The sequence below is a fragment of the Ochrobactrum quorumnocens genome, assembly GCF_002278035.1.
Taxonomy (GTDB): domain Bacteria; phylum Pseudomonadota; class Alphaproteobacteria; order Rhizobiales; family Rhizobiaceae; genus Brucella; species Brucella quorumnocens.
This window is the reverse complement of record NZ_CP022604.1, coordinates 1,799,320-1,824,246: the sequence shown is the minus strand read 5'-3', so window position 1 is coordinate 1,824,246 and position 24,927 is coordinate 1,799,320. Positions and strand designations below refer to the sequence as shown.

The window sequence follows — 24,927 nt, the reverse complement described above, 5'->3', positions numbered from 1 at the left end:
TTTTGTTTGTGCTGGTAATTTTCGATCAACCGTAGATCATCTTGTCCTGCAACGCACGCAGCTCGGCAATCTTGGAGCCGGGCTGTGGTGCTGCGTTGGCATAGGTGATGAGTTCACCCTTTTTGATTGGTGCAGTGACGGTGCCGTTTTGCAGCAAGCCGCAAGGAATGGCCTTGGCACTGCGTGCTTCCGGTGTCGTCATGATCCACGAACGATAGCAATATTGACCGATGGCATCGAGATGATCGCCCGGCTGCAAGTCTTTCTTTGCGACCGCGCAGACTTCCGCTACCGGCTTTGGCAACGGCACCATATCGGATTTGCCGTACAGAACGGCGCGCGCGACTGTCAGTGGCACTTCAAGCGACGTAAGGTGATAAGGGCGGTGGAAGGTGAAGTAGGGGCCTTTACCGATTTTCAGATCTTCCAGCCGCTCATTGAGGCGAGGGTGGTCCATCTTAGCCACAACAAAGACGCCGGGTGAAACGCCTTTGCCGATAGAATAATCGACGACACCGCTTTTTGTCAGCACGCCACCATCGGCTTGTGGGATAAGCGTGCTGCTTAACTGATCGATTGCTGCACGCGGTCCGTGCATCCCGGCAATATCAGGAACAAGGCCAGTTGCATTGGCAATGGCTGCCATCTCGACCATGGTTTTTGAACCATCAATGAATTCGACCAGCAGGCGGACATTCATGTTCCGACGGTCGGCTTCTTCCTGATAGTCGTCAGGGATGGCATCAAAATTGAGCGGGTTGTTCTTGCCCTTGCCTGCGGAAACGACTTCGTAGCCAAGCGCCGAGACGAATTCGATCAGTTCCATGCAGGAGGAAGGTTCGTCACCTGCTCCCAGCGAATAAATCACGCCGTGTTTATCTGCTTGTGCTTTAAGATAAGGGCCGATGGTGACATCGGCTTCGACATTCATCATCACAAGATGCTTGCCGTTTTCAATCGCCTTGATACCGGTTTCAGCACCCACTTCGGGAATGCCGGTTGCATCGATAATGACGTCGATCAGCGGATTGGTGAGAATCAGATCGTTGTCGCCAGTAACTGCAATCTTGCCGCCCTCAATGGCGCGGGTCATGGCACTCTCAGTATTTGCTTCTTGTGCGTTGTCTTCATCGCCATAAGCGGTGCGCACGGCTTTGAAAGTGTTAGGCAGGCGTCGCGCAGATAGCGCGCCGACTTCAATGCCAGGCATGCGGGCAACTTGCGTGACAATATCGGTGCCCATCTCGCCAGCACCGATAAGACCTATGCGGATTGGTTTCCCTGTTTCAGCGCGTGCCTGAAGGTCGCGCGCCAATCCAACCAGTGCCACATTCGTTGTCATGAGAGTCTCCGCAATTTTTTAAAGCGGCTCCAGTTAAGACTGAATCGTTGGAACCGCGTCTCACTTTTTGTCTTTACGCATTATCTGACGCAAAAAGCTCACGTCCTGATGGCTCAAATGCTTTCACTATCTATTCCGCGATAATTTTGTCACGCTTATACTGTTATAGATGCGCAATTGACGAACAGTCTCTATATCAACAGTGGCAAGCGCGCACCTCAAATCGGCGCGACAAAATACGCATTCCACATACCTACTCCATCGGAGCCTTCATGAGTAATCTATCCCCCTTCGACCTCGTTATCTTTGATTGCGACGGCGTGCTCGTCGATAGCGAACCACTATCTTGCCGTGCATTCGAGCAGGTTTATGCCAATCACGGTATGGCACTGCCGCAAGGCACTGTAGCCAAGGGGATTGGCATGAAGCAGGCAGATATTATGGACATGATTGCCGATCTGACGGGTCATCGTTTGCCGGAAGAGGCGACCAGTCAGTTTTGGCCTGAGACGAAAATCCTGTTTGCCGAACACTTGCAGCCTGCCGTGGGCATTGCAGATTTTCTTAAGGTTCTGCCGCATAAGCGTTGCGTTGCCTCGTCTTCGCAGCCGGAGCGGATTGCATTCAGTCTGGAGAAGACGGGGATCAACCAATATTTTGGAGAAGCGGTCTATTCTTCCAGCATGGTCAAGCGCGGCAAGCCTGCGCCGGATCTCTTCCTGTTTGCCGCAGACAAGATGGGCATTGATCCAGCGCGCTGCGTGGTGATTGAAGACTCGCCTTTTGGCATTGAGGGAGCTGTTGCTGCTGGCATGACTGCTTTTGGTTATACGGGCGGTGGCCATACTTATGAAGGTCATACCGAAAAGCTATCATCAAAGGGCGCAAACCGCGTTTTCTCGCACTGGGATGATATTGCACGTGAAATACTGGTCGCTGCCTAATCGGCGACCTTGCCGTCTTGTGATTAGAGCGGTTCCAGTTAAGATCGAGTCGTTGGAGCCCTCTAATTATTTGTTTTTACGCATTATCCCACGCAAAACCGCTTCGCACTTTTGGCTCAAATGCTTTAATGGATAACAAAAGAGTATCAGTTCAGCAGAAAGTTTCATGGCATGAAAGACGCAATTACGCTCGACCAGTTGCGCGAAGCAATCGGTACGGAAATTGGATGCTCCGAGTGGCGTGAAGTCACACAGGCGATGATTAATCAGTTCGCGGATGCGACGGACGATCATCAGTTCATTCATGTTGATCCGGAGCGCGCAATCAAGGAAACGCCTTTCGGCGGCACGATTGCTCATGGCTTTCTGACGTTGTCGCTGCTTTCGACACTGGCATTTGAAGCGCTGCCGATGCTGGAAGGTGCCACGATGGGCATCAATTATGGCTTCGACAAAGTCCGCTTCATGTCGCCAGTGAAAACCGGCGCGCGTGTGCGTGCCCGCTTCAAGCTCGCTAACGCCGATATCCGTCCATCAGGCCGCGTGGTCAATCATTACGATGTGACGCTCGAAGTCGAGAATATGGTGAAGCCAGCACTGACCGCCACGTGGCTCACCATCGCCGTGGTTGAGCCGCCGCAAGCATAACAGCTTTCCGTTTTACGGATTGATAAGCCGTCCCTCTTCATCGAGCGGGGCGGCTTTGTCTTTATAGGTCGTCATCAGTTCGCGGAAAAAGAACGGGCCGTGCAGAAACATGCCGAAGTCAAAGAAATTCTTCTTCTCCGCACCGCGCATATAAAGCAGATGCATGAGGAAGAAGTTGCCCTTTGAGCGCTTGTAGCGGTTTTCGCTATGAACATTCTTAAAGCGGATACGGTGGATCAGGGGCGGATTGGCTGTCTTGATCTTGAGCGTTTTTGCGGGGTCAGAACCGTAGAAGTGGATGATATCCGTCAATACCTGAAACTCTGACCAAAGAACCGGACTTTCTTCCATCACCACACGCACATCTTCGCGCAAGCCACGTGCCTTTGGGTGAAGTGCGATCATCAGGAGGCATGAGCCAATGGCCAGCATCGATACAGGCTGTTTCTTAAGCAGATCAGGGCGCTCACGCTGAACATCCGCCAGTGCTTCGACAGCTGGCACCGTTCCGAGGCTGTGGGCGACGATAATCACTTCGTCAGCGTTGCTTTCTTCGATCTTCGTTTTGAGCGCTTCGGCAAAGGCTCGGCGACGTGCATTGAGCTTGTCGTTACGGCAATAGATGCGGTCATAGGCTGCCGACCAGTCATCCAACAGATAGGACATGAAGAAGCGGTCGCCTGGCCAGCGCACGAGCAATGTCGCGATAACAGCAGCCAGCGGCAGCGACCAGACGAGATTCCACAACGGGAAGCCTGCAAGCGTGGGCGCAGAGGCAATCAGGGCCGCGATTGCTATAATGACGATGGACAATAGAAACGGCCACATGAAGAACATCACGAAGCGCCAGCTTGTCAGCAAGTAGCGAAACAGGGTGCCGGTGAAGAAAATATTCATGAAGGCGTGAAAGCCGGTCAGCATACGCTTCGGTGTGGAACGGGCAGCATAGTCATCGAAGATGTCAGCAGTACCGAACTGGCAGAACTCCGTCTCGGTTTGCCAGCCGTTGCCCTGCGTCGTCGCGATCAGCGTTCCGCAATCATCTGGCTCATCGGTTATGGGTGAAAGCTTGGTCTTGGCTTTCCATAACCGATCAAAATCCTTCAGCGCCTGTGCATGGCGTATGCGCACAGCTTTGGGATGCAGGCCTTCATAGCCTGTAAACTGAATAACGAGTCGTTTGCGTAGGGACATGAAATTTAAGCGAAGGAATCAATCGAAAGGGAAAAAAGGCTGTGAATTGCCTGACTGTTCCTATGGTGGAGCAATGAGGCTGAATTGTGCGAAACTGGGTGGCAGATAGCGTATTCGGGACCAGTCAGTCATTATAAATCGATATAAGTCCATTATTTATCTGCAACGGTGGGCAAAGTTGCATCTGGAGGTGGACAGGGGGTGGGCTATCTGGTAATAGCCACCACCAATTTGCAGCGTTTAAGCTGCGAAGCTTGGGAGCCTTTGGGCGTTTACCGGTTGACTCGATTAGCTGGAACTCGTTAAGAGACGCCCTTAATGCCTCAGGCTCAATCGAAATTCTAACCGATACGGGATTACACGTGCAGGTACTCGTCCGCGATAACAATGTTGATCAGGCTCTCCGCGCTCTCAAGAAAAAGATGCAGCGCGAAGGTATCTTCCGCGAAATGAAGATGCGTGGCCACTATGAAAAGCCATCTGAAAAGCGCGCCCGCGAAAAGGCTGAAGCCGTTCGCCGCGCACGCAAGCTGGCTCGCAAGCGCGCGCAGCGTGAAGGTCTCATCGGCGGCGGTCGTCCTGCTGCTCGTTGATTGATCTGAAATTGGCGCTGCCTATGCGGCGCCTTTTTGCTTTCCGGTGCGGCTTATGGCTTGCGCCGGTTTTTGCATGTCTGGCGGTCGGAGCATAGTTCTGGTGTGCTTCACGGGATAAAACATGCCGATTTTATTAGTCAGCGGACCGCCATATACAGACCTTTATTGTGGCGTTGATCCATCTGGAGCGAAAATCCGATAACATCAGATCGTGCTTTATTGAGTTGAGTTAACGCGTATCTTCTCCGAAGGACGTCTTCAGTTTTCGGATGCGTTTTAGGGCGCAGTTTTTCTGCTGCCTTTTGCTGTGCTATAGAAGCAATTATAGTATTGTGGCTGTTGTATCAGCCGGGGACAAAGTTGACGGACGTTCAGGGTTTTAGATCCTTCGCTCCGGTCAAGCAGAAAGGAACGCTGTCTTTGCCAAAACGCTTTAAGGTGATGCATTCGTCCGGGAAATTTGTTGTGATGGCCGGAAAATCAACAAGCTCTCATTTTGCACGAAACAGCCTATTGGCGGTCACGGCAGTTCTGGCACTTGCTGTTGCTGGATGTCAGAGTTCTTCCACGAGCGCATTGACTTCTGTTGATCGTGCGCAAGGTTCGAGCGAGAATATCGGTTCGCTTACCAGCGTCATCCAGAGTAACCCGCGCGATCCTGAAGCCTACAATGTGCGCGGCTCTGCCTATGGTAAGGCTGGGCGCTACAAGGATGCGCTACGCGATTTTGAGCAGGCTATCGCGCTTAATCCGAATTTCTATCAGGCTTATGCAAATCGCGGACTGGTCTATCGTTACATGGGCGACAGCGGCAAGGCAGCGCAGGATTACAGCCGCGCAATCCAGATAAACCCGCAATATGACGCAGCTTATGTCGGCCGCGGCAATGTCTACCGTCTGGCCGGCCGTCTCGATCAGGCGCTGAGTGATTTCAATCAGGCGATTGCACTGCAGACCACCGATGGGCGCGCTTATCACAATCGTGGTCTGATCTATCAGGCTAAAGGCCAGCATCAACAGGCGATTGAAGATTTCTCAAAAGCGATTTCGCTCAATTCGACGGCGCCTGAGCCTTATAATGGTCGTGGCATTTCCTATGTTGCCCTTGGTGACTACGACAATGCGTTTGACGATTTTAATACGGCTATTACCCTTGATGGAAACATTGCTGAAAGCTGGTCCAATCAGGCGCTGGTTTATGAACAGCGTGGCGATAAGGCGAAGGCTGCCAACTCCTATTCGCGCGCGCTTCAGCTTGATGCAAACTATCAGCCAGCCAAGACAGGCCTTGCGCGTACACGTGGCTGATCTTTGACTTAGAGTGTGTCGCGCTTAATCGCACCCATGGCGCGTTCGCTCTAGATTCTTTTAACTGTCGCATGTTCGCGGGAGCTCAAATGAATCCATTTAACTGCAACATGCTTTAGGAATAATAAGGGCGGCGCTCTCCAAAATTGGGAGCGCCGCTTTCCTTTATTCAAAGCCGACATATAATGAACCCTATGTCGCTCTTCGATCACATTGGCTTTCAAAGCAGAAATCTTCGCCGCAGCCTTTCCTTTTATGAAAGCTGCATGCCCAAGCTTGGGCTGGCCGTTATTGCCCATTCGGACAGCGGTTTCTTCGTCAGTGGCGGGGAGAGGGCGCCGGTACCCTTTCTATGGATACATAGCGGCCCAAAGCCGGGCGCTGACGAGCCTGGCGGCAAGCCGGGCAACCACCTGCATCTCATGTTCAATGCCAGCAGTCGCGACGATGTAGAGGCATTTCACCGTGCGGCCCTTCAGGGCGGCGGCAGTGAAAGCGGGGCGCCGGCTTATCAGGGGCCGGAAGAAATGGGATATTATGCGGCTCTGGTCTTTGATCCAGACGGCAATACGCTGGAAGCCGGTTTCCGCCAGCGGGTAAGATAAAGCATGTAGCAGCTAAATGGGTTCATTTGAGCCCCCGCGAACATGCGACAGTTACAGCGGTTCCAGTTAATATTGAATCGTTGGAACCGCTGTGACTATTTGTTTTTACGCATTTCCGAACGCAAAACCGATTCCCACTTTTGCTGGATGTGCCCTACGCTCTCGAACGCAGATTGCGCTTGTCGAGACGGGTGACCAAACGATCACCGATCCACTGAACACCACAGACCATGATGATCAGAATAATCACAACAGCGATCATGATGGTAGTTTCGAAGCGCTGATAACCATAACGGATTGCAAGATCGCCAAGACCGCCTGCGCCGATTGCACCAGCCATTGCTGACGCACCAACAAGGGTGATGATGGTGACCGTGAAGCCTGCGACGATACCCGGCAGTGCTTCAGGCACCAGCACTTCGCGAACGATTGTCCAGCGGTTTGCCCCCATGGAGCGTGCAGCTTCGACAAGACCGTTGTCCACTTCGCGCAGCGAAACTTCCGCAATACGCGCATAATAGGGAATAGCAGCGATCGACAGCGGCACGATGGAAGCCCAGGTGCCGATAGACGTGCCAACGATAAAGCGTGTGACTGGAATAAGGGCCACCAGCAAGATGATAAATGGCACCGAGCGGAAGCCGTTGATGATCGCGCCCAGAAAGGTGTTGAGCGTCAGGTTCTGCGCCAGTCCACCACGTTCGGTCAGAATCATGATGAGTGCAAGCGGCAGGCCAACCACCAGCGAGATCAGGCTCGAAAAGCCCGTCATAATGATGGTTTCCCAGAAAGAGCGCCAGAGAAGATCAAGCATCGCCTGAGACATAACCAAGTACCTCCATGGCGTCTGCGTGGGTGTTGATGTAGCTGATAGCAGCGTCGAGTTTTGCCTTGTCCAGCGCGGGCAGGGCAACGAAGAGAGTGCCGACGGGCTCACCCTGAATTGTATCCATGCCGCCGTGAATAAGGCGTGTCTCAAGACCTGTTGCGGACGTGATATCGTTGAAGAAGGCGCTTCTTGCCGCCTGGCCAGAAAGTCTGATTTTAACGACTGCCTGATCGCTTGTTTCACTGACGAGCCGCTCACGCCACGAGGCAGGCAATTCTGGCGTCAGTACGTGCAACAGACTTTGCGTGACTGGCGCCTGTGGCCTTGCAAAAACCTTCCAGACCGGACCTTCTTCAGCAATTGCGCCGTGATCAAGCACAATTACGCGATCGGCGATACGACGGATCACATCCATTTCGTGGGTGATCAACAGGATCGTGAGGCCGAGCTTGGTGTTGATGTCTTTAAGAAGCGCCAGAATCGACTGTGTTGTCTCAGGATCGAGTGCTGAGGTTGCTTCGTCAGACAGCAGAACGGCGGGTTCGGCAGCAAGTGCGCGTGCGATGCCGACGCGTTGCTTTTGGCCACCCGAAAGCTGAGCTGGGTAGTGCTTTGCCTTATCGGAAAGTCCGACAAGCTCCAGCAGTTCCGCAACACGCTTCACGCGCTGGGCTTTCGGCTGCCCTGCGATCTTCAGCGGCAGAGCGATGTTCTGCTCAACGGTTTTTGCAGACAACAGATTGAAGTGCTGGAAAACCATGCCGATGCGACGACGCACCGGCTGCAGGCTGTTTTCCGTGAGTGCCGTAATTTCGCGGCCTTCGATCTTGATTGAACCGGCATCGGGTTTTTCAAGGCCATTGATGCAACGGATCAGCGTGGATTTACCTGCGCCGCTGCGGCCAATGATGCCGAGAATTTCGCCGCGCGCAACCGAAAGAGAAACGCCGTTGATGGCCGGCGTTTCACCGAACATTCGGCGCACGTCTTTCATTTCGACGATGGGCGCTAAAGCGGCGGTTTGCGGTTGAGTGGTCACGATCGTATCTTCTGCTTCTTGCACCGCGGAAAACCGCGACTTTCTAATCGGTAAGGCTTCAATGAAAATGATGCCAAAGGGGCTCATATGGGCAATGCCGCATTATATGTGAGCCATCGCGGATGCTTTTGGGCAATTTTTTTGCGTACGTCAATAAAAGCCGCGCCGGAAAAGCTTTTTCCGGCGCGGTCTTTCAATCTCCTACAGGGGATTAGTTCCAGGCTGGAATACCTGTTCCCTTGTAAACGCGGTCGAGTTCGGCCTTCACAGCATCGTTCTGGAACGAGGCTACGAGATTCTTGACCCATTCAGCGTTTTCATCATCGGTGCGGACCGCGATGAAGTTGTTGTATGGGTTGTTTTCCTTCGATTCCCAACCGATTGCTTCTTCCTTCTTGAGGCCAGCCTTGCCAGCCCAGTCGTTATTCACGATGGCGACATCGAGATCATCAATCGAGCGGCCGACAACACCGGCGTCGAGTTCCTTGATTTCGATCTTCTTAGGGTTTTCGACAATGTCGATTGGGGTTGCGAGAATGCCTGCATCTGGCTTCAGCTTGATGAGACCGCTGGCTTCAAGAACGCGGAGCGCACGGCCTTCGTTCGATGGGTCGTTCGGCACACCGACAACTGCGCCTTCTTTCAGTTCATCAAGACTCTTGATCTTGCGCGAATAGATGCCGATTGGCCATACAGCGGTGTAACCTGCAACGCTGATCTTGTAGCCGTGCTGCTTGATCTGTTCGTCAAGGTAAGGCTTGTGCTGGAAAGCGTTGGCATCGATTTCCTTGCGTTCCAGCGCTTCATTTGGCTGGTTGTAATCGTTGAAGGTCACGCGCTCGATGATGAGGCCGTGTTTCTTGCCTTCTTCGGCAACAACTTTCCAGACGTCTTCATCTTCGCCGCCCATGATGCCGACCTTGATGGTCTTGTCTTCTGCATGGCTTGGCGCGCTTGCAAAACCAACGGTGAGAGCTGCAGCGGTGAAGAGGGCAGCTTTCAGACCCGCGCGGCGGGTCAGCGAATAGCGGGAAAGGACTGACGACATTCTTATTTTCCTTGTCTAAAGTTTTTTGGAGAGCCGGTCCCGGAAAGCGATCATGTTAGATGATCTTTCTCCCCCTGCCCACCTTGATGCCGATAATTCCCGTTTGCACGGCAATAAACAAGGAAAATTATTTCAGTTTAACGAGATTCAGCAATCGCAAAATTGCGTTCACAGCTGCGTGAGCGGATTGCCATTTCCGCTCATCGGGCTCACGGGAATCGGGTTCTAACGATTGTCCGAAATGATCATCTGAGCCGCCTTCTCGGCAATCATCAAAGTGGGTGAGTTTGTGTTGCCTGAAGTGATTCCGGGCATGATCGAGGCATCGGCCACGCGCAATCCCTGAATGCCGTTAAGCCTCAAACGCGGATCGACAATCGCTTCTGCATCAGCGCCCATTCGGCAGGTGCCGACCGGATGGAAAATCGTGGTGCCGATATCGCCTGCTGCCTTTTCAAGCTGTTCCTGCGTTTCATAGCTTGGTCCGGGCTTGAATTCTTCCGGACGATATTGCTGCAGAGGTGCCTGCGCCACGATGTGGCGGGTCAGGCGGATGGAGTCGGCTGCAACGCGGCGGTCACTCTCCGTGGCGAGATAGTTTGGCCGAATTGCCGGTTGCATCCGATGATCGGGCGACTTGATATGAATCGAACCGCGGCTGTCGGGACGCAGATTACAGACCGATGCGGTAAAGGCCGGGAAGGGGTGGACGGCTTCGCCGAATTTCTCAAGGCTCAATGGCTGCACATGATATTGCAGATTGGCTGTTTCATAGGATGAGTCCGAGCGGGTGAAAACACCGAGCTGGCTGGGTGCCATCGACATGGGGCCAGAGCGGCGAAGCAGATATTCCAGCCCGATCATTGCTTTGCCTGAAAGTTTACTGGCTTTTTCGTTCAGTGTTGGAATGCCGGTTACTTTATAGGCGCAGCGCAGCTGCAGGTGATCCTGCAAGTTTTCGCCCATCTGCTGGCGTTCGAGTTTCAGCGGAATGCCTGCCTGTTGCAGCACATCACCGCGCCCAACCCCTGACAGCTCCAATATCTGCGGCGAGCCGACGGCACCTGCTGCCAGAATAATCTCGCGTTTTGCTTGTACGGTTCGGGTTGTCCCATTCTGATCGAAAGTGACGCCGGTTGCGCGCAACGCTTCGATTTCGATGCGGCGAACATGGGCGCCGGTTTCAACACGCAGGTTGGGGCGATCAAGGGCAGGACGCAGAAAGGCTTTGGCCGTATTCCAGCGAATGCCGCGCTTCTGGTTGACCTTGAAATAGGACACGCCTTCATTGTCACCGCGATTGAAATCGTCGGTTGCTGGTATTCCGGCTGCAACGGCTGCATCACGGAACGCATCCAGAATATCCCAGTGCAGGCGGGCGCTTTCGACACGCCATTCGCCGCCCGCTCCATGCAGCTCACTTGCGCCTTCAAAATAGTCTTCCGACTTTTTGAAGAAGGGCAACACGTCGTCCCAGCCCCAGCCGTCGCAACCGGCCTGTCGCCACAGATCATAATCGCGCGCCTGTCCGCGCATATAGATCATGCCATTGATAGAGGAGCAGCCACCAAGCACCTTGCCGCGCGGATAGCCGAGCGAGCGTCCATTCAGGCCTGCTTCCGCTTCTGTGGTAAAACACCAGTCGGTGCGCGGATTGCCGATGCAATAAAGATAGCCGACGGGGATATGAATCCACGCGTAATTGTCTTTGCCGCCTGCTTCAAGCAGCAGCACGGAACGGTTCTTATCTGCGGAAAGGCGGTTCGCAAGGGCGCAGCCAGCCGTGCCCGCGCCAACCACGATGTAATCGTAGGTGTCGGTCATGATTTCATATCCAGTAAAAAGGTGGAGCCGCTATCGTATGAACATGCGGCTCCGTCGGTTATCCGAACAATTTCTTTCCAAGCCGCGATGCATAGAACTCGCCTACGATGCCTCTACGGAAGAGCAGAACGCAGGCCATGAAGATGACACCAGTGACGATTGTCACGGGGAAGTCCGAGGTTGCGAGATAGTTCTGAAGAGCGACCACGAAGGCTGCGCCGACGATAGGGCCGATCAGCGTTCCGATGCCGCCAAGCAGCGTCATCAGGATCACTTCGCCCGACATCTGCCAGCCCACATCGGTGAGTGTGGCAAACTGGAAGACAAGTGCCTTCATGCCGCCTGCAAGGCCTGCAAGCGCTGCCGACATGACAAAGGCTGCAAGCTTGTAGTGATTGACGGAATAGCCCAGCGACACGGCGCGGTTCTCGTTTTCGCGCACCGATTTGAGGATCATGCCGAAAGGCGAATTGATGATGCGCCAGATCGCAAAGACCCCGATCACAAACACAGCCAGCACAAAATAATACATATTCATGGGCTGATTAAGGTCGATGAAGCCAAAGAGATAGCCGCGCGGCACACCCTGAAGGCCATCTTCGCCGTGTGTAAAGGCTGCCTGCAGACAGAAGAAGAAGAACATCTGCGCCAGCGCCAGCGTGATCATCGTTGAATAGATGCCCTGACGACGGATGGCGAGATAGCCGATGATGAGGCCGAGACCTGCGGCTGTCAGCATACCAAGCAGAATGCCGATTTCGGGCGTTACACCCCATTCCTTGACCGCATGAGCCGTCACATAGGCAGCACCGCCAAAGAAGGCTGCATGGCCAAATGATAGAATGCCGGTATAGCCGAGCAGCAGATTGAATGCGGAGGCAAAGAGCGCAAAGCACAGCATCTTCATCAGGAAGATCGGATAGACCATGAAGGGTGCTACGATCAATCCAGCAATGGCAATCGCCAGAACGACTGCCGAAAGGCTGTTGAGGGCCGGCGCTTTTGCCTGATGATTTGCCGTCGTTGCTTTGAGAGCAGTATCAGTCATATCAGGCCTCCTTCCCGAACAGTCCGGCGGGTCGCACCAGAAGGACGATAGCCATGATAACGAAGATGACGATGCTGGAGGCTTCAGGATAGAAGACCTTGGTCAGACCTTCGGCCAGCCCCAGCACATAGCCTGTGATGATCGCGCCAAGGATCGAACCCATGCCACCGACCACAACCACGGCAAAGACCACGATGATAATGTTCGACCCCATCAACGGGCTGACCTGATATATTGGAGCGGCCAGAATTCCGGCAAAGCCAGCAAGGGCTGCACCCAGAGCATAGGTGAAGGTGAGAAGCAGCGGCACATTGATGCCGAAGGCTTTGACAAGTGTGGGGTTTTCGGTCGCAGCGCGAAGATAGGCGCCAAGCTTGGTCTTCTCAATCAAGAGCCATGTGCCAATACAGACAATGAGCGAGGCCACCACCACCCATGCGCGATAGTTGGGCAGGAACATGAAGCCCAGATTATTGCCTCCGGCAAGCGATGGCGGGACGGCATAGGGCTGACCGGCAGCACCATAATAATAGCGGAAGGTGCCTTCGATCACGAGCGCCAGACCAAAGGTAAACAGCAGGCCATAAAGCGGATCGAGATTATAGAGCCTTGAAAGGGCAACGCGCTCGATGATAGCGCCGCCCAGACCCACGATCAGTGGAGCGAGAATAAGTGCTGGCCAATAGCCGATGCCTAGGCCGCTCAACAGCAGATAGCCCACAAATGCGCCGAGCATATATTGTGCGCCATGAGCGAAATTGATGATGCGCAAAAGCCCGAAGATGATGGCGAGGCCAAGGCTCAGGATTGCATAGAAGGACCCATTGATAAGGCCCACGAGCAACTGCCCGAGAAGTGCCTGCACAGGGATACCGAAGATCATTGTCATTGTTTCAGACCCCCAAGGCTTGCGTGAGTTCTGCCATGCGGGCAGGCAGCTCAGTGGTGGGGAAGTTTTCCGTCACCACACCATGATCCATCAGATAGAAGCGGTCCGCGACCTTGGCGGCAAAACGGAAGTTCTGCTCGACCAGAAGTACCGTCATGCCTCGCTTCTTCAGCTCCACCAGCACATCGCCGATGCGTTGGATGATGACAGGCGCCAGCCCCTCAGTCGGCTCATCTAGCAACAAAACTTTGACGCCAGTGCGCAATATCCGCGCAATCGCCAGCATCTGCTGTTCACCGCCCGATAGCTTGGTGCCGGGGCTGTTGCGACGCTCGTAGAGATTGGGGAAGAGCTCATAAATTTCATCAAGCGACATTGCCCCGCCGCCCTTGGCGACAACCGGCGGAAGCAGCAGGTTTTCATGCACATTCAGCGTTGCGAAAATACCGCGCTCTTCTGGCACAAAGCCAAGGCCTGTCCGGGCAATGCGATGTAGCGGCACGCGCAAAAGGTCTTTGCCATCAAGCGTGATCGTACCCGTGCGCTTGCGAATGATGCCCATGATCGCGCGCAATGTTGTGGTTTTGCCGACGCCGTTACGACCTAAAAGCGTGATGGTTTCACCACTCCAGATATCAAGATCGACGCCGTGAAGCGCATGGCTTTCGCCATACCAGGCATTAAGCCCGCGCACCGAAAGCAGAGGTTGGCCTCTATTCATGTTCAGTTCCCATGTAAGCGGTGCGGACGCGCTCGTCTTGGGAGACGGTGGCATAATTGCCCGATGCGAGGATCTCGCCGCGTTGCAACACCGTGACGTGATGGGCGATGTCAGCCACCACTTTGAGATTGTGTTCGACCATCAGCACCGCGCGATCCTTCGCTACATCGGTGATGAGGGCGGCAATTATGTGCACGTCTTCGTGCCCCATGCCGGCCATCGGCTCATCCAACAGCAATACTTTCGGATCGAGCGCCAGTGTGGTGGCGATTTCAAGCGCGCGCTTGCGGCCATAAGAAAGATCGGCGGCCAGCGCATGACGGGCATCAGCCAAACCGACGCGCTCAAGAAGATCAATCGCTCTAGCATCGAGCTGATCGAGTACAGATAGTGACCGCCAGAACTGTGTTGCCAGACCACTCGGGCGTTGAAGCGCGACCTTCACGTTTTCAAGTACCGTCAGATGGGGGAAGGTTGCGGAAATTTGAAACGAGCGCACCAGACCCATCCGCGCCACCTTGGCGGGGTTGGTTTTGGTGATGTTTTCGCCCAGAAGTGTAATCTCGCCGCTTGTCGGCTGGAGGAATTTGGTGAGCAGGTTGAAAACGGTCGTCTTGCCTGCGCCATTCGGTCCGATCAGGGCATGAACGCGGGCGTGCTCCACATCAAGATCGACATTCTTCACCGCATGAAAGCCGCCAAACGACTTGCCCAATCCACGCGCCGAGAGAACGGTCTGAGCAGGCGTTTGCACCACATCTGGCCCTGCTTCACGCAGGGCCGTACCGGTTTGAGTGTTAATTGCCATTAAATTACACCCTTACTGCGTGACCAGAGGGCAGCCGCTTTCTTCAGGCTTCAGATAAGCCTGATCGCCGGGGATGGTGGCCAGCACCTTATAGTAGTCCCATGGTGCCTTGCTTTCGTCAGGCTTTTTCACTTCCATGAGATACATGTCGTAGATCATGCGGCCATTGGCGCCGACCTTACCGTTGCGGGCGAAGACGTCATTGACCGGCATTTCATGAAGCTTCTTGGCGACAGCTTCTGTCTCGTCTGTGCCTGCTTCCTTGATGGCTTTCAGATACTGAAGCACAGCCGAGTAAGTGCCTGCCTGGATCATGTTTGGCATACGACCGGTGCGATCGAAAAAGCGCTTGCTGAACTCGCGCGATTCATCGTCACGATCCCAGTAGAAACCTTCGGTGAGGGTTAGTCCCTGGGCAGCTTCAAGACCAAGTCCGTGAACTTCCGCTAATGTGAAGAGCAACGCCGCAAGACGCTGACCGCCTGCAACGATACCAAATTCCGCAGCCTGCTTGATCGCGTTGGATGTATCGAGACCGGCATTGGCTAGGCCAACGACCTTGGCGCCTGACGACTGGGCCTGCAACAGAAACGAGGAATAGTCGGTGGTGCTCAATGGGTGGCGAACGGAGCCGAGAACTTTACCACCCTTGGATTCAACGAACTTCGACGTCTGTTCTTCCAGCGAATAGCCAAATGCATAGTCGGCCGTCAGGAAGTACCAGGTATCGCCGCCCTGCTCGACGAGCGAACCGCCGGTGCCGACCGCCAGCGCGTGCGTGTCATAGGCCCAGTGGAAACCATAAGGCGTGCATTGCTTTCCTGTGAGTTCTGATGTCGCGGCACCCGTATTGATAGTGATTTTCTTCTTGTCTTTGGAGAGCGCCTGAACGGCCAGACCGACTGAGGAACTGGTCAGCTCCATGATGGCATCCACCTGTTCGGTGTCGTACCACTGACGGGCAATATTTGCGGCAACGTCCGGTTTGTTCTGGTGGTCAGCGGTGATGATTTCAATCGGTGCATCGAGCACCTTGCCACCGAAATCTTCTGCAGCCATCTTTGCAGCTTCGAATGACCACTTGCCGCCGAAGTCGGCATAGACGCCGGATTGGTCGTTAAGGATGCCGATCTTGACCTTGCCGTCCGATATTTCTGCTGCGGATGAAATTGCGGTTGCAGCAAAAAGCGCAGCCGTTGCAAGTGCGAAAAGTTTCATTCAGTGCTCCTCCCAATAAGTCCATAAACCACCACGAGAAATCGGGCAGTAACCTCCAGTAAAATGCCTTTCAGATCGGGCTTATGGCCTTCCTCCTGGCCATTTCCTCTCTTTGCCTCCGCCCGATTTGTTCCTCCATTCGGGCAATTAATTAGAACGGTAGCATTGACAAATGCGTACACGAACAACAATTTTTGAACACAGTCTGTACGAAAATGTACAGTCAGAGGCAGGGAGGAAAAGTTGCGTCAATTTACCTGGGACGACCTGCAATATTTTCTGGCTGTCGCGCGGACAGGCCAGCTTTCGACAGCGGCGAGACAATTGCGGACAAGCCATGTCACGGTTCTGCGCCGGATTGATCGGTTGGAGCAGTCGTTAGCAACCAAGCTCTTCGAGAGAAACCCGCGTGGTTATCTTTTGACACCTGTGGGTGAGCGGCTTGTCGAGCCAGCGGAGATCATGGAACGTGAGGCCATGAAATTTCGCACAGAAGCAACGGGCAATCTATCCGCGCTTTCCGGCGTGGTGCGGCTTTCCACGCTTGAAGGTTTCGGCAACTTCTTTTTGGCCGATCGCCTGCCGGTACTCGCGCAGTCCTATCCGAGCCTGTCCGTCGAAGTGGTCACCATCCAGCAGATCATGTCACTCTCGCGCCGTGAAGCGGAATTATCCATCACACTGCATATGCCGCGTACTGGCCCCTATCACAGTGAACGTCTCACGCCTTATCGACTGTTCATCTATGGTCATCGTGATTATCTCAACGCGCATCCGCCGATCAAGTCGCGTGAAGATCTGACGGGGCATCCATTCATTGGCTATATCGACGATATGGTGTTCACACCTGGCCTTGATTACATGCGCGAAATATTGCCCGGGCAGCGCTGCAGCTATCAAAGCTCAAGCATTCACGCACAACTGACAGCGACACTGACCGGCTATGGGCTTTGTGTTCTGCCTTATTACATTGCCAGCCTGCACCCAGAGCTGGTGTCGGTACTACCTAGAGAAATGCATCTTGAACGCGAGTATTGGATGAATTGCCATGTTGATGTCATGGCCGCGCCGCGTATCAGAGTGATCAGCGATTTTATGCTTGGTGCAGTACGCGAAGCCTCAGCAAGCTTTCTGGGTGAGGATCTGCTTCGATCCAGAATGTGAGTTAGATCAGCCCGCCGCCAATGGCGTAAATGCAGGTGATGACAAGTGCGCTGAAGCCAAAGCCAATAATGAATAGATTAAGTGTTCGCAATTTACCCTCCCGTTTGCAACCCGGGCGGGTTATCTGCGACTTGTGCGGGAATGTCTACCCTAAATTGTATTCATCCCAACTAAAGTTGCATTGGCCGGATTTGGGACGGTTCTACGCTCGACATCGCGGTGAGTCCTCCTAATTCTAGGGGGAATCTCCGCGTTTAAATGGATTGAATTGACCTGAACATGGCTTGACCGGGTTTTCATGATCGAAAAAACCCGGCTTGAAGTTGAAAGCAAAGAGAGTCGCTATCTCTGTTTGGCTAACCCCTGTTCGCGCATTTGGCTCAGGGTCATTTTAGGTGAAAGAGCTTCCGGATCGATGCGGATTTCAATCAAAGCGGGTTTGCCAGATTGCTCGCAACGCTTGAACGCTTCCGCAAAGTCTGCGGTCTTTTCCACCGTTTCCCCATGCAGGCCATAGGCTCGGGCAAGCGCTGCAAAGTCAGGATTTGCAAGGCCAGTACCGGAAACGCGACCCGGATAGGTACGTTCCTGATGCATGCGGATGGTGCCATACATGCCGTTATTGACGACGATGAAAATCGCATTGGCACCATATTGCGCAGCCGTTGCGAGTTCCTGACCGTTCATCAGAAAACAGCCGTCACCAGCAAAACAGACGACGGTTCGCTCCGGTGCGGTCAGCTTGGCAGAAACTGCTGCAGGCACGCCATAGCCCATCGAGCCGTTGGTCGGCGCTAACTGGCTGCGATAGGTGCGGTACTGATAGAAGCGGTGCGGCCAAGCCGAATAATTGCCAGCACCATTGGTGATGATGGCATCATCAGGCAGATGCGCGCGCAGCCATTCCATGATCTCGCCCATCTGAACATCACCGGGAATTGTCGGTGTTTTCAGATTGTCGCGATAATCGGCATTGGCGCTTTCAACCCATGCTTTGAAACCGGGATTGGCGATAGGTTCAAGTTTGGAAGCTGCTTTGGTGAAGGCGGCCATGCTGGCATTGATCGGAATATCAGCATGATAGACACGGCCAAGTTCTTCCGCACCGGGATGAATATGGATGAGCTTCTGCTTTGGCACAGGAATATTGACCAGCTCATAGCCTTGCGTGGTCATTTCACCAAGGCGTGCGCCTACGACCAGCAAAAGATCCGAATCTTTGACGCGGGCTGCGAGTTTAGGGCTGATCGATGTTCCCATTTCACCGGCATAAAGCGGGTGGGTATTGTCGAACATATCCTGACAACGGAAGGATGCGGCAACAGGCAGAGACATGTTTTCCGCGAATGTTTGCAGGTCGCGAACCGCTTGCGCATTCCAGCCGCCGCCACCGACGATCATCAGTGGTCGTTCGGCCTTTTCGAGCAGCGATTTCATGTCCTGTAACTGATCGCTTCCCGGATGCATCTCGACATGCTTGTAAGCGGGTGCATCAGCGACGGTTGCATGCGATGTCAGCATATCTTCGGGGAGTGCAATCACAACAGGGCCGGGGCGTCCGTTGACCGCGCGGTGGAAAGCCTGACTGACCAGTTCCGGAATGCGGGCGGCATCATCGATCTGCACCACCCATTTGGCCATCTGACCGAACATACGGCGATAATCAACTTCCTGAAATGCTTCGCGTTCCACCTGATCGCTTGCGACCTGTCCGATGAACAGAAGCATCGGCGTGGAATCCTGAAAAGCTGTATGAACGCCGACGGAAGCATTCGTCGCGCCGGGGCCACGTGTGACAAAGCAGATGCCGGGTTTGCCGGTCAGCTTGCCATAGGCATCGGCCATATAGGCTGCTCCGCCTTCCTGTCGACAGACAATTAAGTCAATCTCGTCACTGACGTCGTGAAAGGCATCGAGTGCTGCAAGATAGCTTTCACCCGGCACGCAGAAAACGCGGTCGACGCCATGAATGCCCAGAGCATCTACCAGTATCTGGCCACCGGTTCGCATGTTGCTGTTGTTTGTGGATTTGTGCATTTCCCTACTCTCAAAATATCTGAACGGCTTTGGCGCGCATGCGCTCTATTTTGGAGGCATACGCAGCGCACCATCGAGTCTGATGGTTTCGCCGTTGAGCATGCTGTTTTCGATAATATGCATCGCGAGGGCTGCATATTCGTCTGGCCGACCCAGACGCGGGGGGAAAGGAACCATCTGACCGAGCGCATCCTGTGCAGGTTGCGGCAGGCCTTTGAGCATGGGGGTTTCAAAAATACCGGGTGCAATGGCGCACACGCGAATGCCGAGTGGTGCAAGTTCACGCGCAGCAGGTAGTGTCAGGCCGACAATGCCGCCTTTAGACGCTGCATAGGCCGTCTGGCCAATCTGACCATCATAAGCTGCAACAGAAGCGGTATTTATGACAACGCCGCGCTCGCCGGTTGGCAAGGCTTCGCTTTTGGATGCGACGTCTGCAAACAGCCGCAGCAGATTGAATGAGCCGATCAGGTTGATTTCAACGGCGCGACGGAAATCATCGAGCGGCATGACGCTGCCATCGCGCGCCAACATTTTCTTTGCTGGCGCTACGCCCGCACAATTGACCAGAATCTGCGGTGATCCGAGCTTTTCACCGATTGTCTTAAAGGCAGCTTCGGCACTTGCCGCATCAGAAACGTCGCATTGAATTGCGATGCCGCCAATCCCGGCTGCCACCACATTTGCACCATCGATGTTGAAATCGAGGATTGCAACTTTCGCGCCTTTGGCCGCCAAGGCCTGTGCCGTTGCGGCGCCAAGACCCGATGCGCCACCACTGACGATGGCGATTTTTCCTTCAATATCCATTTTTCCCCCTCACAACGTTTCAAGTGCAATGGCTGTCGCTTCACCGCCGCCGATACAGACTGAAGCCATGCCACGCTTGAGGTCGTTCTGCTTCATGGCATGAAGCAGCGTGACGATGATGCGTGCGCCAGAGCAGCCAATCGGATGGCCCATAGCGCAGGCACCGCCATGGATATTCACCTTGTCGGCGGGGAGGTCGAGTTCCTGCATTGCAGCCATAACAACAACGGCGAAAGCTTCATTGATTTCAAACAAATCGACGTCGCGTGCATTCCAGCCGGTTTTGTCGAAGAGTTTCCTCATCGCAAAAATCGGGGCCGTGGTGAAAAGGGCTGGCTGTTGTGCCTGACTTGCATGACCACGAATAATGGCAAGCGGTTCTATGCCAAGCTTTTCAGCTTTGGATAGCCGCATCAGGGTGAGGGCAGCCCCGCCATCCGAAATTGAGGAAGAATTAGCAGCAGTGATCGTGCCGCCTTCGCGGAAGGCAGGCTTGAGGTTTGGTATCTTTTCAGGCTTTGCGCGGGTCGGTTGTTCGTCGCGGTCAAGCTCCGCAACATTGACCAGCTCTTTCGCAAAATAGCCCGCTTCAGTAGCCTTGAGTGCGCGCGAGAGTGAGCGCAGAGCAAACTCATCCTGCTGTTGGCGGGTAAACTGATAATGGTCTGCGGTTTCTTCCGCAAAAGTTCCCATGGCACGGCCTTTGTCATAGGCGTCTTCAAGGCCGTCGAGGAACATATGATCGTAGATTTTGCCGTGGCCCATGCGATAGCCACCGCGCGCCTTTTCAAGCAGATATGGTGCATTGGTCATGCTTTCCATGCCGCCCGCAACAACGATTTCCGCGCTTCCTGCCGAAATGAGATCAGCGCCCAGCATGACTGTTTTCATGCCTGATCCGCAAACCTTGTTGATAGTCGAACACGGCACAGCCTGCGGGAGACCGGCATGAATTGAGGCTTGACGTCCGGGGGCCTGTCCCAGCCCTGCCGGCAATACACAGCCCATAAGCACTTCGTCGATCTGATCCGGATTGAGGCTGGCTCGGTGGACAGCTTCCTTGATTGCGATAGCGCCCAGTGCTGTTGCACTCTCCCCCTTGAGCGCTCCCTGAAAACTTCCGATCGGTGTTCGCACCGCACTGGCGATGACGATCGGATCTTTTGTTTCCGACATTTGTTTACTCCTCCAGTAAAGCCTATTGATAACAGCATAGCGAACGATATGAATACAGCTTAAACATCATGAGCAACGCTCATGAACTCATGTCGCGGAGGTATGGATATGATGAGCCAAAAAAACTCAGGCAAAATCCGTGTGGGTATCGGTGGCTGGGCTTTTGAGGAGTGGGACAAGAGTTTCTATCCGGAAAAGCTCTCCAAAAAGCGCCAGCTCGAATATGCTTCGAGCAAGCTGACTTCCATCGAAATCAACAGCACTTATTATGGCCCGCAGAAGCCTACGACTTTTGCCAAGTGGCATGATGAAACGCCTGGTGACTTTGTTTTCTCGCTGAAGGCACCGCGCTTTTCTACCAACCGACGGGTGCTGGCTGAAGCAGGCGAGGGCATCGAGAAGTTTATAAATGGTGGTCTTCTAGAGCTGAAAGACAAGCTTGGTGTCATCAACTGGCAGTTCATGGGAACGAAGAAATTCGATCCTGTCGACTTTGAGGCATTTCTCAAGCTTCTGCCGAAGCGGGCCGATGGGCGCGATCTGCGTCATGCTGTGGAAGTTCGTCACGAGAGTTTCAATTCGCCGGATTTCATCGCACTTCTGCGCGAATATGGTGTGGCGGTTGTGATTGCGGGCGACAGTAAATTTGTCGAAATCGCCGATATGACAGCACCCTTTGCCTATCTGCGCATTATGGGCACAGAGGAAAACAAGCCTCTCGGTTATAGTGAAGCCGAACTTGATCATTGGGCGGAGCGGGCCAAGGCAATTGCGGTTGGACATTTGCCCGACAGTCTTAAAACAATAAAGCCGCCAATGCCCGATAATGTGGCCCGCGATGTCTATCTCTATGTCATCAGCGGCCATAAGGCGCATAATCCACACGCGGCTATGGCCTTGATAGATCGCGTAAAATGATGCGTCTTGTCACGCATTGATTTTTTGTGAGTCTTGAGTCGACCATGTCCAAGTTTGATACGTCCGCCATTGAAGCCTTTGTTCGCAACATTCCCCAAAACTACAAAGGCCCCGGCGGCGTCGTAGCCGTCGTCAAGGACGGCGAGGTTGTTTTGCGGCACGCGTGGGGCTTTGCCGATCTTGCGACGCGGCAAGTGATGACCGCAGAAACGCGGATGCCGATTTGCTCGATCAGCAAGCAGTTCACTTGTGGCGTGTTGCTTGACGCTATTGGTGAACCAGAACTGCTGGATGATGCCTTAGCAGCCTATCTCGACAAGTTCGAAGAAGAGCGCCCGAGCACGCGTGAACTTTGCAATAACCAGTCTGGTTTGCGCGATTATTGGGCGCTGACGGTTTTGTGCGGTGCGGATCCTGAAGCCGTATTCTTGCCTGAACAGGCACAAAGCCTGCTGCGACGGTTGAAAACCACGCATTTTGAACCCGGTTCGCACTATTCCTACTGCAACGGTAATTTCCGTATTCTGGCAGATTTGATTGAAGCCCATACCGGACGCTCGCTGGTCGAGCTTTTGTCCGAACGCATTTTTGAGCCTGCGGGCATGAAGACAGCCGAATTGATCCCGGATACAGCGCTTTTCACTGAATGCACCGGATATGAGGGCGACACGGTTCGCGGCTTTCTGCCCGCAATCAATCGCCTTCACTGGATGGGTGACGCGGGTATCTGCGCATCCCTTGATGACATGATCGCGTGGGAGAAGTTCATTGATGCAACGCGGGACGATGAGAGCAGTATTTATCGCCGCCTGAGCGGACCGCAAACATTCAGCGACGGTACAAATGCACCTTATGGTTTCGGCCTCAAATTTGAGGAAGCGGGCGGCAAAAGGCTAACCGGCCATGGCGGAGCGTTGCGTGGTTGGCGCTGCCAGCGCTGGCATTGCGCTGATGAGCGGTTATCAACGATTGCCATGTTTAACTTCGAGGGCGGTGCCTCGGACGTTGCCTTCAAATTGATGAATATTGCTTTGGGCGCATCGACGTCCAAACCACAGCGCGTCGAAGCGGGTGCGGCCTGGTTCGGTTCATGGTTGTGTCAGGAAACAGGCCTTGTTCTGAGCCTTGAGGATTCTGGACCCGGTCTGATCAAAGCACGTTTTGGCACCGGGCCAGAAATGATGGATGTGGTGGGCGTGAATGAGGCTCGCTCGTCCGTGACGACGATTAAGCGCGATGGCGACGTGATCGAGCTTTCACGCGACGACGAGAATCTGCGTCTGACGATGAACCGCATCAAGGGCGAAGCCAGGCAGGACATCGTTGGCCGCTATCACAGCGATGAGCTTTATGCCGATCTTTTGCTCGTTGCTGAAGGTGGTGCGATCTATGGTGCTTTCGAAGGTTTTCTGGGCAAGAGCGATATGTATCCGCTTTATAGTGTCGGGGCGGATGTCTGGCTGTTACCGGTTCAGCGTTCGCTGGATGCGCCGTCGCCTGGTGAATGGAAACTCGTTTTCCGCCGCGATGCTAAAGGTGGAATACCAGATGTGAGTGTCAGCTGCTGGCTTGCACGCGGTATCGAATACAGGAGAGTTCAGCCATGAGTGAACTGAAGGTCAGGACCCGTGAGACCGGGGCGGTCGCGGAAATGCCGCATGGTAAGCTTCCAACGATCACCACGCCGACAGGCGGCACGGTGGAGATTGTCACCAGCGTCAGTCAGGCGGGGTTTAACCCGCTTGACCTGATTTATGCGTCGGTTGCTGCCTGCATGGCGCTGAGTGCGCGGATTGCTGCTACCAAGCTCGAATTGCGTGAAAAGCTCACCAATGTTCGGGTGGAAGTAAAAGGTGACAAGGCACATGAGGGGCCGTCACGGATCGAACGATTCGATATAACATTCCATTTTGATGGCGAGCTGACCGAAGGCGAGAAGCATCGTCTTGCGGAGATGGCCGAAGAAATCTGCACCGTCAGCAATACGTTGCGCGGCGATCCGAAATTTGATCTGAAGGTATCCTGACCAGTGGTTTAGATCGCGACGCGGATGCGTTCGACGCCAAGTGTGATCACACTCTCCATAGCTGCGCGCGCTTTCTGGCGGTCACGTGACGCAATGGCATGAGCGATACGCAGATGATTGGCGGCGCATTCCGCAATGCCTTCGGGGGAAGCTGCGGGCGAGGATAGCTGGAACGAGATGGCGAGAGCTGCCTCGATCAGCCCACTGACCGAACGCATGAACGGATTGCCAGACATGCGCGCAATAGCGAGATGAAATTCGAGATCGACCTTGGCAATCGATTCTGGTGTGTGTGCGGGATCGTCGAATTTCGCAGCCAGGGCATAGAGTTCGACGAGTTCTTCGCTGGTCGCATTTTGTGCGGCGGCAGCGGCGGCAGCAGGTTCAAGCGCCATGCGCATTTCAGCTAGATGGTCGACGAAGACTTCGTCAAAGCCAGCGTCAAAACGCCATGTCAGCACATCGGGATCGAAGAAGTTCCAGCTTGCTCGACCTAAAACGCGGGTGCCTACCTTTGCCTTGGCTTCAATCAACCGCTTTGCGGCAAGGGTCTTCATCGCTTCACGCAGAACAGTGCGGGAAACTCCAAATCGCAACGAAAGCTCGTTGTCGCCGGGCAGGATTGAGCCTTCGGGGATGGTTCCCGCAACGATGCCGCGACCGAGCTCACCCACGACAACCGAATGGCTGTTATGTCGTTTACGCCCTGTTATAGCCGTTTCCAGCAATCCCAAT

Annotated in this window: 24 protein-coding genes; 9 read left to right on the top strand and 15 right to left on the bottom strand. The window is 54.1% G+C overall.

The window, feature by feature from the left end:
- Positions 1-25: 25 nt before the first annotated feature.
- Entirely contained in the window at positions 26-1,342 is a 1,317-nt protein-coding gene (locus tag CES85_RS18335; protein ID WP_095447219.1) for a 1-deoxy-D-ribulose 5-phosphate reductoisomerase, read from the bottom strand.
- A 272-nt stretch (positions 1,343-1,614) separates the two neighbouring features.
- Between CES85_RS18335 and CES85_RS18330 the strand changes: the two genes are divergently transcribed.
- Both CES85_RS18330 and CES85_RS18325 read left to right on the top strand, forming a co-directional pair.
- Complete coding sequence (locus CES85_RS18330; protein WP_095447218.1) at positions 1,615-2,286, top strand: HAD family hydrolase; 672 nt, start codon at positions 1,615-1,617, stop codon at positions 2,284-2,286.
- A 171-nt stretch (positions 2,287-2,457) separates the two neighbouring features.
- Positions 2,458-2,934, top strand: coding sequence for a MaoC family dehydratase (locus tag CES85_RS18325; RefSeq protein ID WP_095447217.1), 477 nt, complete (start codon positions 2,458-2,460; stop codon positions 2,932-2,934).
- Between the two features lie 12 nt (positions 2,935-2,946).
- On the opposite strand, the gene CES85_RS18320 is transcribed toward CES85_RS18325, so the two are convergent.
- Positions 2,947-4,128: an alpha/beta hydrolase gene (locus CES85_RS18320; protein ID WP_095447216.1), complete on the bottom strand. Its 1,182-nt coding sequence runs from the start codon at positions 4,126-4,128 to the stop codon at positions 2,947-2,949.
- Positions 4,129-4,490: 362 nt separating this feature from the next.
- On the opposite strand from CES85_RS18320, the gene rpsU reads away from it, so the two are divergent.
- From rpsU to CES85_RS18305, 3 genes are all read left to right on the top strand, one after another.
- Complete coding sequence (rpsU, locus tag CES85_RS18315) at positions 4,491-4,721, top strand: 30S ribosomal protein S21 (RefSeq protein WP_024899289.1); 231 nt, start codon at positions 4,491-4,493, stop codon at positions 4,719-4,721.
- Between the two features lie 471 nt (positions 4,722-5,192).
- Positions 5,193-6,032, top strand: a complete 840-nt coding sequence (locus CES85_RS18310) for a tetratricopeptide repeat protein (protein ID WP_235901847.1) — start codon at positions 5,193-5,195, stop codon at positions 6,030-6,032.
- Positions 6,033-6,226: 194 nt separating this feature from the next.
- The gene (locus tag CES85_RS18305; RefSeq protein WP_095447960.1) at positions 6,227-6,637 is read left to right on the top strand and encodes a VOC family protein; all 411 of its coding nucleotides are present in this window, start codon (positions 6,227-6,229) and stop codon (positions 6,635-6,637) included.
- A gap of 154 nt (positions 6,638-6,791) precedes the next feature.
- Here CES85_RS18305 and CES85_RS18300 read toward each other — a convergent pair whose 3' ends face one another.
- The 9 genes from CES85_RS18300 to CES85_RS18260 all read right to left on the bottom strand — a co-directional run bounded on the left by CES85_RS18300 (position 6,792) and on the right by CES85_RS18260 (position 16,061).
- On the bottom strand, positions 6,792-7,463 hold the full coding sequence (locus CES85_RS18300; RefSeq protein WP_095447215.1) for a methionine ABC transporter permease: 672 nt from the start codon (positions 7,461-7,463) through the stop codon (positions 6,792-6,794).
- Positions 7,444-8,460 (bottom strand): methionine ABC transporter ATP-binding protein, encoded by a 1,017-nt coding sequence (locus tag CES85_RS18295; RefSeq protein WP_095447959.1) that lies wholly within the window; start codon positions 8,458-8,460, stop codon positions 7,444-7,446. The genes CES85_RS18300 and CES85_RS18295 overlap by 20 nt, the downstream gene beginning before the upstream one ends.
- A gap of 256 nt (positions 8,461-8,716) precedes the next feature.
- A complete protein-coding gene (locus CES85_RS18290) occupies positions 8,717-9,553 on the bottom strand; it encodes a MetQ/NlpA family ABC transporter substrate-binding protein (protein ID WP_095447214.1) in 837 nt (278 codons plus the stop codon).
- A 225-nt stretch (positions 9,554-9,778) separates the two neighbouring features.
- Positions 9,779-11,377 (bottom strand): GMC family oxidoreductase, encoded by a 1,599-nt coding sequence (locus CES85_RS18285; protein WP_095447213.1) that lies wholly within the window; start codon positions 11,375-11,377, stop codon positions 9,779-9,781.
- A gap of 58 nt (positions 11,378-11,435) precedes the next feature.
- On the bottom strand, positions 11,436-12,425 hold the full coding sequence (locus CES85_RS18280; protein ID WP_095447212.1) for a branched-chain amino acid ABC transporter permease: 990 nt from the start codon (positions 12,423-12,425) through the stop codon (positions 11,436-11,438).
- Position 12,426: 1 nt separating this feature from the next.
- Positions 12,427-13,314 (bottom strand): branched-chain amino acid ABC transporter permease, encoded by an 888-nt coding sequence (locus tag CES85_RS18275; protein WP_094577908.1) that lies wholly within the window; start codon positions 13,312-13,314, stop codon positions 12,427-12,429.
- A 4-nt stretch (positions 13,315-13,318) separates the two neighbouring features.
- A complete protein-coding gene (locus tag CES85_RS18270; RefSeq protein WP_095447211.1) occupies positions 13,319-14,035 on the bottom strand; it encodes an ABC transporter ATP-binding protein in 717 nt (238 codons plus the stop codon).
- Positions 14,028-14,843: an ABC transporter ATP-binding protein gene (locus CES85_RS18265; protein WP_210318388.1), complete on the bottom strand. Its 816-nt coding sequence runs from the start codon at positions 14,841-14,843 to the stop codon at positions 14,028-14,030. The genes CES85_RS18270 and CES85_RS18265 overlap by 8 nt, the downstream gene beginning before the upstream one ends.
- Positions 14,844-14,855: 12 nt before the next feature.
- Complete coding sequence (locus CES85_RS18260; RefSeq protein ID WP_095447210.1) at positions 14,856-16,061, bottom strand: ABC transporter substrate-binding protein; 1,206 nt, start codon at positions 16,059-16,061, stop codon at positions 14,856-14,858.
- A gap of 243 nt (positions 16,062-16,304) precedes the next feature.
- On the opposite strand from CES85_RS18260, the gene CES85_RS18250 reads away from it, so the two are divergent.
- Positions 16,305-17,225, top strand: coding sequence for a LysR family transcriptional regulator (locus CES85_RS18250; protein ID WP_095447208.1), 921 nt, complete (start codon positions 16,305-16,307; stop codon positions 17,223-17,225).
- Positions 17,226-17,567: 342 nt separating this feature from the next.
- Here the strand turns inward: CES85_RS18250 and CES85_RS18245 are convergent, their stop codons facing one another.
- From CES85_RS18245 to CES85_RS18235, 3 genes are read right to left on the bottom strand one after another with little or no spacing between them, the layout of a single operon-like run.
- Positions 17,568-19,262 carry a thiamine pyrophosphate-binding protein gene (locus tag CES85_RS18245; protein ID WP_095447207.1) on the bottom strand — a complete coding sequence of 565 codons (1,695 nt, stop codon included), beginning with the start codon at positions 19,260-19,262 and terminating at the stop codon, positions 17,568-17,570.
- Positions 19,263-19,307: 45 nt separating this feature from the next.
- The gene (locus tag CES85_RS18240; protein ID WP_095447206.1) at positions 19,308-20,072 is read right to left on the bottom strand and encodes an SDR family oxidoreductase; all 765 of its coding nucleotides are present in this window, start codon (positions 20,070-20,072) and stop codon (positions 19,308-19,310) included.
- A 9-nt stretch (positions 20,073-20,081) separates the two neighbouring features.
- Complete coding sequence (locus CES85_RS18235; RefSeq protein WP_095447205.1) at positions 20,082-21,248, bottom strand: acetyl-CoA C-acyltransferase; 1,167 nt, start codon at positions 21,246-21,248, stop codon at positions 20,082-20,084.
- Between the two features lie 111 nt (positions 21,249-21,359).
- On the opposite strand from CES85_RS18235, the gene CES85_RS18230 reads away from it, so the two are divergent.
- The 3 genes from CES85_RS18230 to CES85_RS18220 are packed head-to-tail and all read left to right on the top strand — an operon-like array spanning position 21,360 to position 24,192.
- The gene (locus CES85_RS18230; RefSeq protein ID WP_095447957.1) at positions 21,360-22,166 is read left to right on the top strand and encodes a DUF72 domain-containing protein; all 807 of its coding nucleotides are present in this window, start codon (positions 21,360-21,362) and stop codon (positions 22,164-22,166) included.
- Positions 22,167-22,210: 44 nt separating this feature from the next.
- Positions 22,211-23,773: a D-aminopeptidase gene (locus tag CES85_RS18225; RefSeq protein ID WP_095447204.1), complete on the top strand. Its 1,563-nt coding sequence runs from the start codon at positions 22,211-22,213 to the stop codon at positions 23,771-23,773.
- Positions 23,770-24,192 (top strand): OsmC family protein, encoded by a 423-nt coding sequence (locus CES85_RS18220; protein ID WP_095447203.1) that lies wholly within the window; start codon positions 23,770-23,772, stop codon positions 24,190-24,192. Before CES85_RS18225 ends, CES85_RS18220 begins: the two co-directional genes overlap by 4 nt.
- A gap of 8 nt (positions 24,193-24,200) precedes the next feature.
- On the opposite strand, the gene CES85_RS18215 is transcribed toward CES85_RS18220, so the two are convergent.
- Positions 24,201-24,926: a FadR/GntR family transcriptional regulator gene (locus CES85_RS18215; RefSeq protein ID WP_095447202.1), complete on the bottom strand. Its 726-nt coding sequence runs from the start codon at positions 24,924-24,926 to the stop codon at positions 24,201-24,203.
- Position 24,927 lies beyond the last annotated feature (1 nt).